This window comes from Pseudomonas sp. RL_5y_Pfl2_69, assembly GCF_963970465.1.
Classification (GTDB): domain Bacteria; phylum Pseudomonadota; class Gammaproteobacteria; order Pseudomonadales; family Pseudomonadaceae; genus Aquipseudomonas.
In genome coordinates, this window is record NZ_CAXAOU010000007.1 from 99692 (window position 1) to 115729 (window position 16038).

At 56.6% G+C, this 16038-nt stretch carries 14 protein-coding genes and 1 pseudogene; 5 read left to right on the top strand and 10 right to left on the bottom strand.

The annotated features are described in order from the left end of the window. The first annotated feature begins 503 nt into the window (after positions 1–503). The 3 genes and pseudogenes from AACY07_RS13850 (at position 504) to AACY07_RS13860 (ending at position 2057) form a co-directional block, all read left to right on the top strand. A pseudogene (locus tag AACY07_RS13850) lies at positions 504–1299 on the top strand (DNA adenine methylase). 114 nt (positions 1300–1413) lie between these two features. Further along, the gene (locus tag AACY07_RS13855) at positions 1414–1737 is read left to right on the top strand and encodes a type II toxin-antitoxin system RelE/ParE family toxin (protein WP_339475320.1); all 324 of its coding nucleotides are present in this window, start codon (positions 1414–1416) and stop codon (positions 1735–1737) included. Next, the gene (locus tag AACY07_RS13860) at positions 1734–2057 is read left to right on the top strand and encodes a helix-turn-helix domain-containing protein (protein WP_339475323.1); all 324 of its coding nucleotides are present in this window, start codon (positions 1734–1736) and stop codon (positions 2055–2057) included. The genes AACY07_RS13855 and AACY07_RS13860 overlap by 4 nt, the downstream gene beginning before the upstream one ends. A gap of 786 nt (positions 2058–2843) precedes the next feature. Here the strand turns inward: AACY07_RS13860 and AACY07_RS13865 are convergent. Together AACY07_RS13865 and AACY07_RS13870 are read right to left on the bottom strand one after the other, a co-directional pair. Then, on the bottom strand, positions 2844–4604 hold the full coding sequence (locus AACY07_RS13865; protein ID WP_339475325.1) for an FAD-dependent oxidoreductase: 1761 nt from the start codon (positions 4602–4604) through the stop codon (positions 2844–2846). Then, entirely contained in the window at positions 4601–5455 is an 855-nt protein-coding gene (locus AACY07_RS13870) for an IclR family transcriptional regulator (protein WP_339475327.1), read from the bottom strand. The genes AACY07_RS13865 and AACY07_RS13870 overlap by 4 nt, the downstream gene beginning before the upstream one ends. A gap of 517 nt (positions 5456–5972) precedes the next feature. Between AACY07_RS13870 and AACY07_RS13875 the strand changes: the two genes are divergently transcribed. Then, entirely contained in the window at positions 5973–6797 is an 825-nt protein-coding gene (locus AACY07_RS13875; protein WP_339475329.1) for a sugar phosphate isomerase/epimerase family protein, read from the top strand. Between the two features lie 194 nt (positions 6798–6991). On the opposite strand, the gene AACY07_RS13880 is transcribed toward AACY07_RS13875, so the two are convergent. Then, positions 6992–7318, bottom strand: coding sequence for a DUF2388 domain-containing protein (locus AACY07_RS13880; RefSeq protein WP_339475331.1), 327 nt, complete (start codon positions 7316–7318; stop codon positions 6992–6994). 193 nt (positions 7319–7511) lie between these two features. Next, complete coding sequence (locus tag AACY07_RS13885) at positions 7512–8114, bottom strand: hypothetical protein (RefSeq protein ID WP_339475334.1); 603 nt, start codon at positions 8112–8114, stop codon at positions 7512–7514. 477 nt (positions 8115–8591) lie between these two features. On the opposite strand from AACY07_RS13885, the gene AACY07_RS13890 reads away from it, so the two are divergent. Further along, positions 8592–8852 carry a hypothetical protein gene (locus tag AACY07_RS13890; RefSeq protein ID WP_339475336.1) on the top strand — a complete coding sequence of 87 codons (261 nt, stop codon included), beginning with the start codon at positions 8592–8594 and terminating at the stop codon, positions 8850–8852. A 70-nt stretch (positions 8853–8922) separates the two neighbouring features. Here the strand turns inward: AACY07_RS13890 and AACY07_RS13895 are convergent, their stop codons facing one another. From AACY07_RS13895 to AACY07_RS13920, 6 genes are all read right to left on the bottom strand, one after another. Further along, positions 8923–9147 (bottom strand): hypothetical protein, encoded by a 225-nt coding sequence (locus tag AACY07_RS13895; protein ID WP_133077557.1) that lies wholly within the window; start codon positions 9145–9147, stop codon positions 8923–8925. 466 nt (positions 9148–9613) lie between these two features. Continuing rightward, complete coding sequence (locus AACY07_RS13900; protein WP_339475338.1) at positions 9614–9868, bottom strand: helix-hairpin-helix domain-containing protein; 255 nt, start codon at positions 9866–9868, stop codon at positions 9614–9616. A 239-nt stretch (positions 9869–10107) separates the two neighbouring features. Beyond that, positions 10108–12258, bottom strand: a complete 2151-nt coding sequence (locus AACY07_RS13905) for a TonB-dependent siderophore receptor (protein ID WP_326427113.1) — start codon at positions 12256–12258, stop codon at positions 10108–10110. A gap of 216 nt (positions 12259–12474) precedes the next feature. Beyond that, a complete protein-coding gene (locus tag AACY07_RS13910; protein WP_339475343.1) occupies positions 12475–13377 on the bottom strand; it encodes a LysR family transcriptional regulator in 903 nt (300 codons plus the stop codon). 88 nt (positions 13378–13465) lie between these two features. Continuing rightward, complete coding sequence (locus AACY07_RS13915; protein ID WP_339475345.1) at positions 13466–14242, bottom strand: TorF family putative porin; 777 nt, start codon at positions 14240–14242, stop codon at positions 13466–13468. Between the two features lie 46 nt (positions 14243–14288). After that, positions 14289–16031 (bottom strand): amidohydrolase, encoded by a 1743-nt coding sequence (locus tag AACY07_RS13920; RefSeq protein WP_339475347.1) that lies wholly within the window; start codon positions 16029–16031, stop codon positions 14289–14291. Between the last annotated feature and the right edge of the window lie 7 nt (positions 16032–16038).

Genomic DNA, 16038 nt, shown 5'->3' on the forward strand with positions numbered 1-16038 from the left:
TTAGTTTCTTAGTGTTTAGAATATTTCAATAGGTCTTTGTTGCAATTTGTTTCTTGTTCGAGAGGGTGGAGAAGTTTCGCTTTGCACTTTAATGAAGTCGTGAGCCGTGGGAGACTCCTGTCTTTCGCACTAAATTTAATAATGACGATATTTCTTATGAGCTTCTATAAAGTTCCGCGATTCTCTATTCAGGGCTGTCGACGAAATTTCCACGGCAGGGACTGTGTGCGAACTGATCTAAACTGCCTTGACTAACTAACAGGGGTGCGAAATTCTCTAGTCTCCACAGAAGAGGGCTGATCGCACTTCAGGCCTGTCAGGCTTATGCCAAAGAAGTATCAGACACGAAATAAAAGGAGCGGCCGAAGCTGGATGCGTCAACATCCAGCCCGACCACCGAACCCGCAGTCTCTACCTGCAAGCCCAGCCAAGGCTCCCGCTCTGTGCACAAAGCCGAGCGAGCCTATCGCCTGTTTATTCATACAGTAAAGGTCTTGCATATTATGTCCTCACCCATCATTCCTTGGATGGGCGGCAAACGTCGCCTGGCCGACCGTCTTATTCCTCTGTCTCCACCTCACGAATGTTACGTCGAAGTCTTCGCAGGCGGCGGGGCACTGTACTTCCTGCGTCCACAACCGGCACCGTGCGAGGTGCTCAACGACATCAACGGCGATCTGGTGACGCTGTACCGCGTTGTCCAGAACCACCTAGAGGAGTTCGTGAGGCAATTTAAGTGGGCCTTGAGCTCACGGCAGATTTTCGAGTGGCAAAAAATGACCCGCCCGGAAACCCTGACCGACATCCAGCGCGCCGCCCGATTCTTCTATCTGCAACACCATTCCTTCGGTGGCAAGGTATCAGGCCAGAGCTTCGGAACCGCAACGACTGCACCTGCAATTCAACCTGTTGCGTATTGAAGAAAACCTTTCTGCCGCCTGGCAGCGTCTGTCCGGGACCTACGTCGAAAATCTCCCCTGGTTTGAGTGCGCAGAGCGCTACGACCGCCCGCACACCTTCCACTACATGGACCCGCCTTACTGGCAGACCGCTGGATACGGAGTGGACTTCGCGTTTGAAAATTACGAGCGGATGGCTGACTTTATGCGGCGTTGCAAAGGCAAGGTGATGATCAGCATCAACGACCACCCGGACATCCGGAGAGTGTTTGATGGGTTTCATTTTGAGACGACCGAGATCCGGTACACAACCGCGAATCAGAGGCAGGGGAAGGCGGAGGTGACGGGGGAGTTGATCATCATGAATTGGAAACCTGATGCATTGGGTGGGTTGTTTTAGCGCTCGCCATCAGATGGTAGTCTTTCGAAAAAACTTGGATTTTCTTCATTGCTTGTTCGGCAGAACGCCGGAGGGAGTGTTGTCGGTGATTAACATGCATGTTAATGTCTATCCATGAGCTATCAGATCGAATTCTTCAACGCCCGTGTGCAGTCGGCCATTCTGGATTGGCCTACGGGCATCGTGGCCAGCTTCACCGCGATTGCTGGCCGGATGGTAGAGCATGGGCCCAATTTGGGATTGCCACATACGCGAGCGTTGGGTGACGGGCTGTTTGAGATTCGCGCCAAAGGTGCGGAGGGTACCGGAAGGGCGCTGTTTTGCACGTTGGTTGGGCAGCGCATTGTAATTTTGCACGGCTTTATCAAGAAAACGCAGCAGACCCCTGCGGCTGATTTGAAGCTCGCCCGCACTCGATTGAAGGAGGTTACTTTATGAATATGCCAAAAGCTGATGGGTACGCACCGGTAGTGTTCAACCCACAAGACTATGCTGCTAAGCGCAGCCAGAAAGACGCGGCATTTGCGGATGCCTACTCTGGCCTGCAAGACGAGTTTGCCGCACTAGACGTGCTGTTACAGGCGCGGAAGTCCGCAGGACTAACGCAGGCCGAGGTAGCTGAGCGCATGGGTGTCAAACCTTCGGCGCTGGCCCGCATTGAAATGTCACTGGCCAGCCGCAAGCATTCACCATCGCTGGAGACGCTACGCAAGTATGCGCAGGCGTGCGGTAAGTCACTGACTATTGGTATTGAGTGAGCATTTAGTGAACTATATCCACTTTGCCATCTTCGCTGAACTATATCCACTTTGCCATCTTCGCTGAACCGTATCCGGGCCAGTGATCCTTGAAGGCCATTGACTGCTGTTTCAATTGCCTGTGCTTCTTCGTGTCGACCTACAGAGGCTAGTGCTCTGGCTGCTTCCTCAAGCTTAGCGATCGATTGCTTGATGCCTTCGCTTAGGCGAATGATTTCATCTTTGGCGGATGCTGGCACGTTGATCACCTCTGAGGACTGTATAAGTAATTTCGCCCTGCCGCAGAGGCGAGCCTTTGCCAAAATATAGGGGAATGCGGTTAGTACGAAAAGTATTTATTTGTGGCGGTAGTCGAGGTGGGGCAGTAATTTCATCCGGGTAGGGATTTTTTGTTCAGCAGAACGCCGGGGGGAGGGTAAATAAGCTGCGTGACTTTTGCGTGACTCTTTCACGCACCCATGTGTTTCTATGGCTCTTCGATTGCAGCGAGCGCCAGAGAAAACAGCTACTTTTCAAGGGTTTACCATGCCTTGGCAGGCATGGGGTGCTAGGGGTCGAGTGTTCGAATCACTCCGTCCCGACCATATTTTTCAATGACTTAGCCCAATCTGTGAAGGTTGGGCTTTTTCATGCTCAGGGACTTTCTATCAGTACCCAATCTTGAATCTCCTCACACGCCCGCAATATTTTGGCCATCCTTGCGTAAGGTGATCAGATCGACTGCTTGAAGCTTCTACTGGCAGAACCCTGGCTTTAACAGTTTTGATACCGCAACAAATGACTCAATCAAGTCGAGCCGCCCGGCTTTCCGGGTGGGGGAGCCTGGGAGCTTTGCTTGGATGCCGCATGAAGCCCCGCGATATACCCAAATGTCATGGCCGGCCCCAGGTTGATTCCTCCAGAGGGATAGAATCCACCCATGACGCTCGCCATGTCTGTACCCACCGCATAGAGCCCCGTGATGGTGGTCCCGCTGCGATCCAGCACTTGAGCATGGCCGTTGGTCTTCAGGCCCGCGAATGTGCCGAAGCTGCCAGGTCGAACCTTGACTGCGTAAAAAGGGCCGTGCTCGATTGGGGCCACGCAGGGGTTGCCCTCGGTGATGAGCGGATCACCCTGCTTGCAGTTGTAAGGCGTCGAGCCACGACCGAATTCTGGATCCTTACCGTTGCGGGCGTGTTCGTTGAAGTTGCGCACGGTCTCGGACAATCCAACCGGATCTATTCCACAGCGCTCGGCCAGTGCCTGAATGGACTCGGCGCGCTGTAAGTACCCGCTACGTACCGAAGGCCCGACAGGTAGTGGAAACGGTCGCGAATGACCCAGTCCGAAGCGGCGCTGGAAGCGGTGGTCACAGATCAGCCACGATGCAACTTCTTCACCTTCAGGCGCCCCCGCTACCATGGCAGCGGTGTAGTCGTAGTAGCCGTCGGCTTCGTTCACGAATCGCTTGCCCGTGGACAGCACGCCAATCAGTCCCGGTTTCGCACGGTCAATGATGTGGGGGAAATGCCCCAGGGTGCCGTCCCCATGCCGTACCAATGAAACCGGAGCCCATGCGGCAGGCGATGCAACGTCGATATCAAGCACGCCTCCGGCCGACTCTCCCAAGGAAATACCATCGCCAGAGCAATCAACGGGGGGCAGGGCGAGGTGGTCTTTGTCTGTAGGCGTGCGTGGGAAAAGTGCCTTGCGCCGCTGCATGTCGTTGGGGAAACCACCGGCTGCAAGTACAACACCCCTGGTGGCGCGGATCTGCGTTGGACCTTGCAGTGTGTCGACGATAGCCCCCACGACCTTGCCTTGATTCATGATCAATTTGCGAGCGGGTGCAGACTCGATCAGCGTAACACCGAGATCGACCGCCGATTTGGCCAGTCGTGCCACCAACGCCACGCCATTGACCAGGTGCATAGCCCGACCGTGGAGGGCCAGATCTCGCAGGTGTCGTAGAAAACGCTTGGTGACATGGGTAAAGGATTTGAACGATCGGGTCATACTCAAAAATGCAGCGAGGTCGGAACCCGCCATGATGGGCATGCCAAGGAAGGAGGTCTCTCTCATGGTCTTGCGCATGCGCAGGATCAATGGCCCCATTTCTCTTGCATCGTAAGGTGCCGCGATCACCTGATGACCTTGCACTGCGGCCCCGGGAACGTTGCCATGCACATCCGGGATGCCGTTGCCATCGACCCATTTTAAAGTTGTTTTTTCTTCAAAAAACGACACCATCCGTGGTGCATTGTCCAGAAAGGCATCAACGCGTTCGACGTTGTAGCGTGAACCCAGTTCATTCCTCAAGTAGGTGCGCGGCTGCTGCGGATCTTCATGAATACCAGCCCGCTTGGCCAATGGGTTGCCAGGAATCCAGAGCCATCCACCCGACCATGCGGTCGCGCCGCCGAAGGTTTCATGCTTTTCGACCAGGATGACTTTAAGGCCCTGGGACGCAGCGGTCACGGCGGCGGCAAGGCCGGAAGCTCCCGAACCGATCACCAGCAAATCACAATTTAGACATCTTGAACTGGAGGTGCTCTGGGTCTTCACACTTCGCTACCTTGACTGATATTGAGTGCAGTGAGCCTGGGGCTCATAAGAGCGGGAGAGCCCGGAATCAGCTGTTGGATTTCCCCTGCAGCAGCGATGAGCGATGGCGCAATTTGGTGCAGTCGGGATTCGGAAAGCCGGAAAGCAGGGCCCGCGACACTGACCACTCCAATCACCTTGCGGCTGACGGGATGAATCAGGGGGACGGCGACGGCTGACATCCAGTCGGCAAACGTTCGGATGGCCAACGCATAGCCGAGAGTACGTACCGATTCGATTTTTGACAGTAACTCCTCAACGGTTTGGGGAGCAGATGGGCCGTATTCCTGAACCGAACCGAAACCCTGTTGCTGTACCAACGCCAACGCCTGCTCGTTGTCCATGGTTGCCATCCAGGCATATCCAGTCGCAGAACACGACAGCTTGGCAGCCATGCCCATATCGGGGTCATAACGCAGTCCGGAGCGTGCGCCTTGCGCACGAGCCACCCAGGTCAGCCTGTCCTCATCCACCACTGACAAACGCACCAGCTCGCCTACCTCTTCGGCCAGACGGTTGAGAACCGGTTGAACCGAATCAATCATCCCGTCCGCGCCCAGGTGGGTGAATGCAAGGCTTAGCAACTTTGAGGTCAGAACATACGTGCCACGCTCATGTTCCTGACGCGCATAGCCGGTCTCACACAGGGTGTTCAACAGGCGATGGGTCGCACTACGAGGGATACGAAGCGTTTCAGAAATCTCGGTCAGTGCAACCCCTTCACCGCTGCTGGCCAGTATTTCCAGAATGGCCAGGCCCCGGTCGAACAGTCCTGCATAACTCGATTGCGCGTTACTTTCTGCGCTTGGCATAAGCTGTTTCCTCGTGGGGCATCGTGTGCCTCTGAACGGTGTTGGAATACGTCCTGGATGATTCTGGAAAACTATTCCAGTTTCAGCGGCAGTGTCAATTCGCCCGCTCATGCTGGTCAGCTGCCGAACACTCTGCCGGGAGTGTGAAGCTGCTGCCTCCACCGATACCGGCTCTTGGCACAGTGGAGTGCGTGTGCATGATCAGATGTTTTTCTTGGCGAGATTATTTTGAGCGTTTGGCGCGCTGACAGCGCACAAGCCCTTGGATCAAGGGCGCTCCGGGTGTTGATGCTTATTAGTCTTGGGTTTCGAACGAAGATTGGTCAATCGCAAAACCGGAATTTTGTGCGTTTATCGAACATTAATCGGTCCATAAACTTCATTCATCCAAGCGTGTCTTTTTTGCTTGATTTAAAACTGGAACTCAGTTCTAACTAGAAAGAGACAGCAGCTCACATCATTACCTTCAGGGATTGGAGCACGTCTTCTTTTTGGGTTTCCAGAACGAGAGTCGACCATGAGCGAACAGATTTTTTCCCTGGCTGCCTTGACCGTGCTGGAGCTGTCGCCTCCGGATATGGTCGAGGTCGCTGCCCGCGCCGGATACAGCCACCTCGGATTGCGGCTGGAACCGGCAACGCCGCAGGAGCATCACTTCCCCCTGATGGCTGATGCCGATTTGCGGCGTCAAACCCACCAGCGTCTGAGGGATACCGGAATCAAGGTGCTGGACATTGAAATCCTGCGATTGAAGCCGGAAACCCGGGTGCAGGATTTTCGGGCATTTCTGGAAGTCGGTGCCGAGTTTGGTGCCACAGAATTGCTGATAGCAGGCAACGATCCGGACGAAGCCCGACTCGGCGACAACTTCGCTGCCCTGTGCGTTATGGCTGAAGCCTTTGGCATCCACCCGCACCTGGAATTCATGCCCTGGACAGACGCTCGCGATCTGTCGCAAGCGTGGCGTATTGTCGAGCGCGCTGCACGTCCCAACGGTGGGGTCCTGATTGACGCCTTTCACTTCAATCGCTCCGCCTCATCGCTTGAGGAACTGGCCGCCGCCACTGTCCTGGCGCCGCAACGATTTCGCTACGCACAACTGTGCGACGTGGCGGGACCGCGCCCCGACGATATGGATGAAATCCTGCGTCAGGCCCGCAATGAGCGACGTTTTCCAGGGGATGGCGATTGTGACCTTCGCGGCCTGCTAAGGGCGCTGCCCGACAACATTCCACTGAGCCTTGAGATCCCCACGCGGCAATTGCTGGAGCAGGGTGTCAGTGCTTTCGACCGGGCGAAGACAGCGATCGACAAGGCTCGCCACGTCTTGCAAAACCGTTGATCGGCAACCTTCGTTCTTTGTGTGGCGAGAGGGTCGCGATGCAAACCACGCAAACTCACAGAGCACTTGATCGCTCAGGAGCGGGCAGCTCGGCAGGGACGGTAGAACCTGAGTGCCTCTAGACGCACACCTGACACACAGGCAGAGCCGATACCCAGCCCGCTGTACATAGGCTGCAGACCAGGACGTCAGTGTTAGAAAGACGCCGCAATCGCCTCTGCGAGTTGCTGATCCGACATCAGTGGCTGACGGTAGCTGGCTTTGTAATACCGGGACGCCTGCTCAAACTCAGCGCCCCGAATCTCGCCATCCGAACCAATGAACGCCAGTGCATCGCTCTTGGCGGATTTGAAGAGGTCGGGAATGCTCGCAGCTGCGGCCGTGGCTCCAGAGATGATCACGCACGGTACAACGGTGGTGATCATGAGTGCTGCCTGGAATGGGTTGTTGTTTTCAGCCGCCACTGCCTGATTGCCAGTCGACGCCACAAGGGCCAGCACCAGTATTTTCCATGACTTCATTCTTGTCTCTTCCTTGCGCACTTATGGGCACCACCACGGGTTGCCGGAATCTTCCAACACGCCATGCTGCAATGTCTGCACTGCATTTTTGGGCCACCACCATAGCAGAGTGGTGACGCCCGGTAGCGGTCTGGCGTTTCACTTTACGCCACAGCCCTGACGAGCCGGCTGAGCCCGTCAGGCTTGGGGAGGGTTACTTGGACGCGAAGGGCACTGTCGTCTTTGGTGCTGACGAAAGCGCAGAGACAATTTCATCTGAGTTGAGCACGGCACTCAATACTTCAGTGCCGGCGGTAATGACGTTCGTCACCTCACCGCTGTTTTTCGCGCTCTTCGTCGCCAGTTGATTCCCGTGTTCATCGAACACAGAAGCCGTAATGTCGTAGTCGAACCGGGTGCGCATGTAGGCATCAATCTTCCATTCGCGCAGGGTGAGCTTCAACAGTTTCTGCCCGGGTTTCGCGCTGGCGGCTGAATAAGCGGGCTGCGCCTTGATGGAGGATTTCTCCAGTGCGCCACGCACCGCTTCTCTGATATCGGCCGATAAAGGGTCGCCCGTCAGCGTGTTGACATTGAAGGGGTTGTAATAAAGCCCCCTGATGCGCCCAACAAAGTCAGGATCTTTTTCATCTTTGAGCACGTAAGGCCGCTCATCAATGACGTTTAATTCCACGGGCGTGTCAGAGCGTGCGTGAAGCGCGGGGCTGGATTGTCGGTAGTCGATTTTTTGGCCGAAGGCGCAGCCACCCAGAGCCGTGAAGGCGCACAGGATTGCAAGGACGCGGAGATACAGCATGAGTAAATTCCATTTTAGGGTTAAGAGGGTGATTCTACATTGCCATCATTCGGGCTCCCACCAAAAATGCTCGCGCAGGGCTGGCGGGGGGCAGGAAAACGAGTCAGGAAGGGGGGTAAGTCATCAAGGGTAGTTACAGGCTATGATGCCGATGGCCACATTGCGCGGCGCTTGAATATTCTGCATTGGAGTGGGGTCTGTCAGGTGCTACTCAGATCACACTCCGATGCGACCTCCCGTGAGGGATCGGGCAGTTACCGACAGGCTGTCGTTGGCGCTGGTTGTTCATTGCAAACCTTTATATTCAAGTGAAGCTTGATTGCGTCAATCTGCACTGTTTTCAGCAGATTTATTTGCAGGGGGGCGCCATTGGGCGAGGAGGGGAACAGTAGGGACAGGCGCCAGGTCGCTATTTTCGGTGTCCATAATGATCCGGGACTATAGTAAAAGCCCACTGCCTCAATAAGAGAGAGCGTTATGAAACGATCAGTGTTGTTTGTTTTAGCAGGACTGGCAGCTACTCCGGTTTTTGCTGCCGATGATTTGTGCACCATCAATCTGCAGAAGCTTTCTGACTACAAGGCCACCGCCAGCACCCTTGGACAACCGCTGCTTGGGCAGATCCACGACGCGCGGGTTGAGGCACAAAAAGCACAGGCTGAAGGCGACACACAGAAGTGCATCAGCCTCACCAATAAAGCGCTGCAGGATGTTGTGAATTCACAAAAAGGTCAGTAACCGAGGTGATCGGACGGCCATGCTGCCAAGGTCGCTGGCCGTCCACGCTTTTCAGGTGAAAACCGGTAAATCAAGCGCCTGAGTCTGCGCTGTATCGCTGTTTCAGCTCGTCTGAAATCACTTTAAGCCGAGCGACGTCTTCGTAAAGCTTCGTGATCAGCTTGAGGACCTCTATCAGTTCTGCGCCTTGATATTCCTTCACTTGGCCAAGGGCATCATCAGCGGCCTGCTCAAGCTTGGCGCCTATTATTTCGAGCTTGCGACTAAGCTCCTGATTGTGCTCGATGCGTCTCATGAGCTCTCCTGAGAATCTGTCTTACGGCAGGTCATTCTGCCGGGTTATGACCGACTCCACCGAAGTTAGTCTCTCAGTGTACAGAAGGGTTCTCGGTTCGAAGACACAACTCCGCCTCCAGAACCTGCACGCGAGTCAGGATGTGTCTCTCCTTTAGCGCTGAGTGCTCTTGCATTTCCTCAGGCGTGGCGTTTCTCACTGGATCGCTCAGGGCCAGGTAGCGCTCTGACTCTTCATGGGTGAGTCCCACCAAGACCTCCCTGTCGCTCAGGTCGGTGGAGAGTGAGTATATTTTTTTCAAAAACGTTCGATTGCTATCGGTAAGGTCAAGCACGCAGATGTTCACACACAGTATTGGTTGAAGTGTGACCGGGCCCTTGTTTAAAAAGTTCAGCGCCCGGGCGTCAGTGAGCCTTAGTCGATTCGTGACGACCAGGCAGTTCGAAAGGGCGGTTTTTGAAGGTGTCTACCGGGTTACTTCAGGCTCTGTCGAGGCTCTGGCGAGCTCGAAAGCCGCAGTAATGGCAGCCCGGGCCTGAGGGCTGTTTTTCCAGCAAGTTGATCCTGTTGCTGCAGATGCCTGGGCCAGAATGTCACACACACTCGCCTTGCTGAGTTGAGCCAGGGACCCGATGCCCATTTGTTCAAGTCGCGTGATGACGGTGGGTCCAACGCCCTTGAGCGCTAACAAGGCAGTTCTTTCTTCCAGTGAAAATGACATCCATAAAGTCCTTTTTGGTCAGTTCAATCCATTGCCATGGACGGTTTTGTAACAGCTGAAAAGCTCAGCGCCCGGCTCACTTCAGGGCGTAATCTCGGATTGTGAAACTCAGGCAGGCCTGCATCAAGCACTCATTGCGCAAGCGCCGGATCAACGTAGCAGAAGTTACCCGTCACAAGCGGGGGAACAGGCCACTCTGCGGGCGCCATGCTCAGGCTTTATGACACCCGCACGTCTGATCAGAAGCTGACTTCCCCGGTCAGGCGCAGCGTGCGTCCTTCTCCCCAACTGACTCGCCGGGTGTTGCCACCCGACGCCACGAAGTAGCTGCGATCGGTCAGGTTGCCGGCATTGAGTTGCAGCGAGGTTTCCTTGCCCAGCAGATGGCTGGATTTCCAGGACACGAAAGCGTCTACCGTGGTGTAGTCAGGCAGCTCGAAAGAGTTGCTGATATCGCCCGCGCGCTTGCCCACATAGCGAGCACCGGAGCCCAGACGCAAACGGCCCGAGAAAATATCGGCCGGGACTTCGTAGGTGAGGTACGCACCGCCTACATGACGTGCCACGTTAAACAGGCGATTGCCCTCGGTTTGCTCGGTGTCCTTCTTGATCCGGGCATCGGTGTAGGCGTAGTTGGCTATCACGCTCCACTGCGCGTTCAGGCGTCCGGTCATGCTCCATTCCAGGCCACGGGACTGCACTTCACCCGCCAGGCGCTGCACCATGTTGCCGAATTCGTCCAGCTCGCCGGTGTTCTGCTGCACGTTCTTTTTCAGTATGTCGTACAGCGCCAGCTGGCTGGTCCAGTCACCGTTGTCATACTTGAGCCCCACCTCGTATTGGCGCCCGGTCTCTGACTTATAAGTGCCTTCGAAGGTGGTGCCGGAATCCATCTCATTGGGTGCGAACGACTGGCTGTAGTTGGCATAGACAGAGAGGTCATCGCGCATCTGATACACCAGCCCCAGAAAGGGCAGGAGCCTGGACTCGCCCTCATCGGTGGTTTCCTTGAAGTCCAGACCCGCGCCCGAGTCTATCGAGTAGTGCTGATAGCGCAAGCCCGGCGCCAGAATCCATTTTTCCCCCAGGTGTACCGTATCTTTGACGTACAGCGACTGGCCCTTGATATGGCTTTTGCCGTTGGTGTTCGACGGGTTGACGGTGCCTGTCGGGGGCAGCAAGCCATACTGCGGGTCGGCCGGGTAGAAGCCGCCGACGTTTCGACTCTGCAGGAAATCCCCGTTGGCTTCGCGACGTGTTTCATAGTCGACACCCGTGACCAGGTCATGGTCGATACCGTACCAGGTCCTGCTGCCAATCCAGTCCAGGGACAGGTAAGCGTTCTCCCGGTTGGCGCCCACATTGCGCCGAAAACGCCGGGTCAGCTCGCCAGTGGCGGGGCGATATTCGCTGGGGTCGGCCTGGTAATCGTTGTAGTGGTCATACACCCAACCCGTTGTCAGGCGTACCCGTGAAGCGGGATCCAGACGGTACTCGGTGGTGGTGTTGAACGACTGGCGCTGGCCTTGGGCACGGGTCCATTTTTCATCCAGGCGCTTGTCGCGGCTGCCCACGTGATGGCCGTTGTAAAACACGGCGCCCCGGTCCAGGGTGTTGCTGTAGTCGTTGTATTCATAGGCGGCGAGAAATGACAGATCGTCAGACTCGTAGGCGAGCGAGGGAGCGACCAGCTTGGATGTGTTCTGGCCAAAGTTGCGCCAGTAATTTTCGTCCCGGTTTTGCCCGATCAGTCGAAATGCAAACCCTGTATCACCCAGCGGCCCGGTCACATCGAACCAGCCATCGCCACCGCCCTGATCGCTCAGGGTGCCGCCCAGTGTGCTGTTCCACTGGTACTGCGGCTTTTTTGTGATCACGTTGATTACGCCGCCCGGTTCCTGCATGCCGTAGAGCAATGACGCCGGGCCCTTGAGCATCTCGACGCGCTCGGTGGTGACGCGCTGGAAATTGCGCCCAATGGGCATGCGCACCCCGTCGCGCAGCACGCCGCCATCGTCGGAGTTGCCGAAACCGCGCTTGATGAAACTGTCCTGTGTGCCACCGAAATTATTACTGACCACGACCCCCGGCATAAACTTGATCACGTCTTCGAGGGTTTGAGGCGCTTGATCCTTGAGCTGTTGCGGGGTCACTGTGTCCACGGTCTGTGATTGCTGCAGGAAGGCCGTTTCAGTCTTGTCTGCCGTCGAGCTGTAGCCTGCACGGTAGTCCGTATCGTCTGCGCTGGATTGCACACCGTCGACCTGAGTACTGGGCAGTTGCAGGGGGGCGACTTCGCTCGCCAGCACCGTGCAACTGATCACCAGGCTGGTACACACACCCAGCGGCACAATGCCTGCCCGTTTGAATCCATGCTTCCTTTGCAACATCCGTAACACTCCACACCATTGACGGCAGATAACTGAATTCGCTGCCGAGCACCGGGCACACGCTGGACAAGGTTCCAGGTACTCCGGGTGAAACGTCTATTACGGGCGTTTCAGACTCGTCAGTAGAGCTGAATCGTATCAGTTGGCGGGAATGTTTATCATTAACTTTTGGGTGCGGCGCACAAAAGGCGTGGGGCAGGGCAACGTGCCCGCGCATCACTCCTTGAGTGCTTGTTGCCCAAACGGCAGTAACTCGCTCATCAAGTTGAACACGGTGCTTTTGACGGCGCTGTTCAGATCCGTCCATGCCAGCCCTGTGGTTGCACGGTAGCTTCCCAGCTCCAGGGGCCTGGAAATGACGTTGGCGGGTAATGCGCGCCCGGCATTGGCGGGCAGCAAGCCAACGCCCAGCCCGGCCGACACCAGCGCGAGCATGGTGGTGAACTCGCCCAGCTCCGCCGCAATTTGCAACTGCCCACCCTGGCGTGTGACCGCTTGCATCAGCTCATCGTAAAAGCCGGGGGCGTAACGCCTGGCCAGGATAAACACGGGCAGTTGGTCGAGGTTGGTCGGGTGCAGGGTGTCGCAGGCAACCAGCGGGTGATCGCCGGGCAGGGCAACAATAAAGGTTTCCTGCAGCACTTCGCGGGTCTGGATACCGGGGATGGCGGCTGGCAAGCGCATCAGGCCGAAATCGAGCTGGCCGTTCTTGAGTGCCACCGCCTGATCCGGGCCGGGCATGTCCTTGAGTTCCAGTTCAATACGCGGGAATCGTGCATGCAACGAGCGGATCAGTGAGGGCAGCAGTTCAGGCAGGACCGATGACACAAACCCCAAGCGTACGCGCCCGATTTCTCCGCGCCCGCAAGCCCTGGCCACATCCGCCGCATGGGCAGACTGATACAACGTGGCCCGGGCTTCGGGCAGGAAGAGGGTGCCCACTTCTGTCAGCGTGACCGAGTGCCGGTTACGCTCGAACAGGCGCACCCCCAGCTCTTCTTCGAGCATCTTTATCTGCATGCTCAGGGCCGGTTGCACGATGGATAACCGTTGTGCAGCGCGGCCGAAGTGCAGCTCCTCCGCCAGGGTCACAAATGATCGCAGGTGTTTGATTTCCACTGAGCACTCCAGGCTACGTAACGACGTCTTGGCGAGGCTCATGGTAATGGATCACAGGATAATGGGTGACGCCTGATCGCAGGTTTAATCAGAAGGTTTTGCTGGCGCTGGCCACCAGCGTTGCACCGCACACATCGTCATAGCCGGTGAAGCTGGTGCACTCGGCCTTCGACAGGTCGGTATCGATATAGCTCAGCGCCCAGTCAATACCGATCAGCTGGCGGCTGAGCTTGACCTCCCAGTCGTAGTAATCGCCCCGTCCCTTGCCGCTGTTGCTGAAAAATACGTCGTCCTTGTAGTCGACGTATTCATAGCGCAGGGCCAAGCCGATCTCGGCGGGCAGCACGGTGTGATAGCCGATAAAGACCGTGGATAAATCCTCGTCTTTTTTGCCCTCGTTGAATTCGCCGTTGTCATCCTCGTAGTCCGGGCCTTTCATGTTGTTGACGTACTTGCCCCCGAGCAACACGCCGTACAGGTCGAGGGTGGTCTGGATATCGCTCTGGTTGTACCCGCTTTCACGGGGGAACTCGTAGCGGGTGTAGAAAGTGTCCAGGCTGATGTTGTCGTTGATTTGCCAGAAGTAACCGGCGAAGTATTCGATCTCCTGTCGGGCTTTGGAGTCATGGCCAAAGTCGACATTGGAGGTCCACAAGCCAGCATACAAACCGCTGACATGGTTGAGGGTGATCGCCAGCTGGGCGGCGGGGTCGCCCAGGGTTTGCGACAGGCCGTTGGTCCGGTAGTCGCTGATCAGTGTGGGGGTGATCGCCAATTGGAAATCATCGTTGAGCTCCAGCGCCTGGGCGCTGAGCAAGGGGGCCAGGGCCAGGCCCGTGAGCATGCAGGCAGACAATGCATTCATATCGATTCTCTTGTTTTTATGAGGCGCCATGGGCCATACGGGTCAATCAGGCGTCAGGTGCGTACACCTGCTTACCGGCGAAGAAGGTCTTCAGGACTTTGGTGTCCGAAAGGGCCTCGTCATCGACGCTGAACACATCACGGTCGAGGATGATCAGGTCAGCCTGCTTGCCGGGAGCCAGAGAGCCGATTTGGGCATCCAGGCCCAGGGTTTTGGCAGCATTGCTGGTGTAGGCATAAAACATGCTCTGGCGATCAAGGCTTTCCTTGGCGTTGAGCACACCCAGAGGGCCTTTGCGGGTGGCTGCCTGGGCGATGGCGTTCCACGGGTTCGGGCTGGAAACCGGCCAGTCGCTGGCGCCGGCGATCATGGCCCCGGCATCTTTCAGGGATTTGGCCGGGTACTGATAGCCATAGGCAAATGCACTGATGTAAGGCTTCACCAGGTCGACGGTGTAGCTTTCTTCCGTCGCCCACAGCAGTTGCATGGATGCCACTACCCCCAGTTGGGCAAACCGCGGAAACTCCTTGGGGTTGACCAGTTGCAAGTGGCTGATGCTGTGGGTCACCGGTGCGGGGCTCTGCGTGCGCGCATATTCAAAACCGTTCAGGGACTCACGCACCGCACGGTCGCCGACCGCATGCATGTGTACGATCCAGCCGCGCTTTTCAGCGGCCACCACCAGCTCGCCAAAGTGCGCAGGGTCAATCAGCAGTTCGCCGTTTTTATTATTGTTCTTGTACGGCACGATGACTGCCGCCGTTTGCCCCGGGTATTCCAGAACACCGTCGGCAAACACCTTGATGCCGGGGAAGGTCAGGTTGGGCACGCCTTCGAACTGCTTCATCACCGTGGCCAGCACTTCAAGGTCGGCGGGTTTGCTTTTGGAATTGGTCAGCATCAGAGCCGCGACGTGGGCTGAAAGCTCTCCGTTCTCTGCCAATTGACGATACAGCGGCAATACGCCCACGCTCTGTTCAGTGGCGGTGAAATCGAACAGCGAGTCGGAATGGCCTGCGTTCGAGGCCGCGTCCATCCAGCCCGTAACCCCATACTGGTTATTTATTCTTACGGCTTCACGGGCAGCCTTGAGCATCACCTGCGCGCTTGGCGGCGGGACCTGGCCGCGTACCTGATCCCACATGGACTCGGCAACAAAACCGGTCGGGGTGAAGTCTGTCCCGTGACCGATATAACCGCGCTCTTTGCTCGGCAGGTTCTTTATAAAGGCGGCATCAATGTTGGCGTGCTTGAGCATGGCGTTGTTGGCCCAGCCGGTATGCCCGTCGATGCCGTTCAATACCAGCGGTTTGTCAGCCCAGCGGCCCTGATTGAACCGCTTGCCCAGCTCGCTGCTTTGTTCCCAATAGGCCGAACTGACGCCCGCAATATTGACGATGGCGCCGTCCCCGGTATTGCCTGCCTGCTCCTGCTCGATGATCCATTGTTCAAGCTCGGGCAGGGGTTTTTCTTCATCCAGCAGGTTCGCCCCCAGGCTGGCCAAAGCGGCGAGTACCGGATGGCTATGGGTGTCGATCATGCCGGGCATCAGTACCTTGCCTGCCAGGTCAATGCGCCGGGTTTTGGCATCGACCAATGCGTTGACCTCGTCATCGCTGCCCACTTTCATGATCTTGCCGTTTTCGACGGCCACGGCGTTTACCAGCGCCTGGCCGGGCACGCCGGTAAACACTTTGCCGTTGGTGAAGACCAGGTCGGCAGCGGCCATGGCCTGCAGCGAGGGCAGCGTAAACAATGCTGCAAGCACACACGGGGTAAAACGCTTCATGTGAACG

What these genes read in the sequence shown, in the direction of transcription:
- AACY07_RS13895 (WP_133077557.1), bottom strand. Translation starts at nt 9,147, where the DNA reads ATGAGACGCATCGAGCACAATCAGGAGCTTAGTCGCAAGCTCGAAATA.
- AACY07_RS13875 (WP_339475329.1), top strand. Translation starts at nt 5,973, where the DNA reads ATGAGCGAACAGATTTTTTCCCTGGCTGCCTTGACCGTGCTGGAGCTG.
- AACY07_RS13905 (WP_326427113.1), bottom strand. Translation starts at nt 12,258, where the DNA reads ATGTTGCAAAGGAAGCATGGATTCAAACGGGCAGGCATTGTGCCGCTG.
- AACY07_RS13880 (WP_339475331.1), bottom strand. Translation starts at nt 7,318, where the DNA reads ATGAAGTCATGGAAAATACTGGTGCTGGCCCTTGTGGCGTCGACTGGC.
- AACY07_RS13915 (WP_339475345.1), bottom strand. Translation starts at nt 14,242, where the DNA reads ATGAATGCATTGTCTGCCTGCATGCTCACGGGCCTGGCCCTGGCCCCC.
- AACY07_RS13900 (WP_339475338.1), bottom strand. Translation starts at nt 9,868, where the DNA reads ATGTCATTTTCACTGGAAGAAAGAACTGCCTTGTTAGCGCTCAAGGGC.
- AACY07_RS13920 (WP_339475347.1), bottom strand. Translation starts at nt 16,031, where the DNA reads ATGAAGCGTTTTACCCCGTGTGTGCTTGCAGCATTGTTTACGCTGCCC.
- AACY07_RS13855 (WP_339475320.1), top strand. Translation starts at nt 1,414, where the DNA reads ATGAGCTATCAGATCGAATTCTTCAACGCCCGTGTGCAGTCGGCCATT.
- AACY07_RS13890 (WP_339475336.1), top strand. Translation starts at nt 8,592, where the DNA reads ATGAAACGATCAGTGTTGTTTGTTTTAGCAGGACTGGCAGCTACTCCG.
- AACY07_RS13870 (WP_339475327.1), bottom strand. Translation starts at nt 5,455, where the DNA reads ATGCCAAGCGCAGAAAGTAACGCGCAATCGAGTTATGCAGGACTGTTC.
- AACY07_RS13885 (WP_339475334.1), bottom strand. Translation starts at nt 8,114, where the DNA reads ATGCTGTATCTCCGCGTCCTTGCAATCCTGTGCGCCTTCACGGCTCTG.
- AACY07_RS13860 (WP_339475323.1), top strand. Translation starts at nt 1,734, where the DNA reads ATGAATATGCCAAAAGCTGATGGGTACGCACCGGTAGTGTTCAACCCA.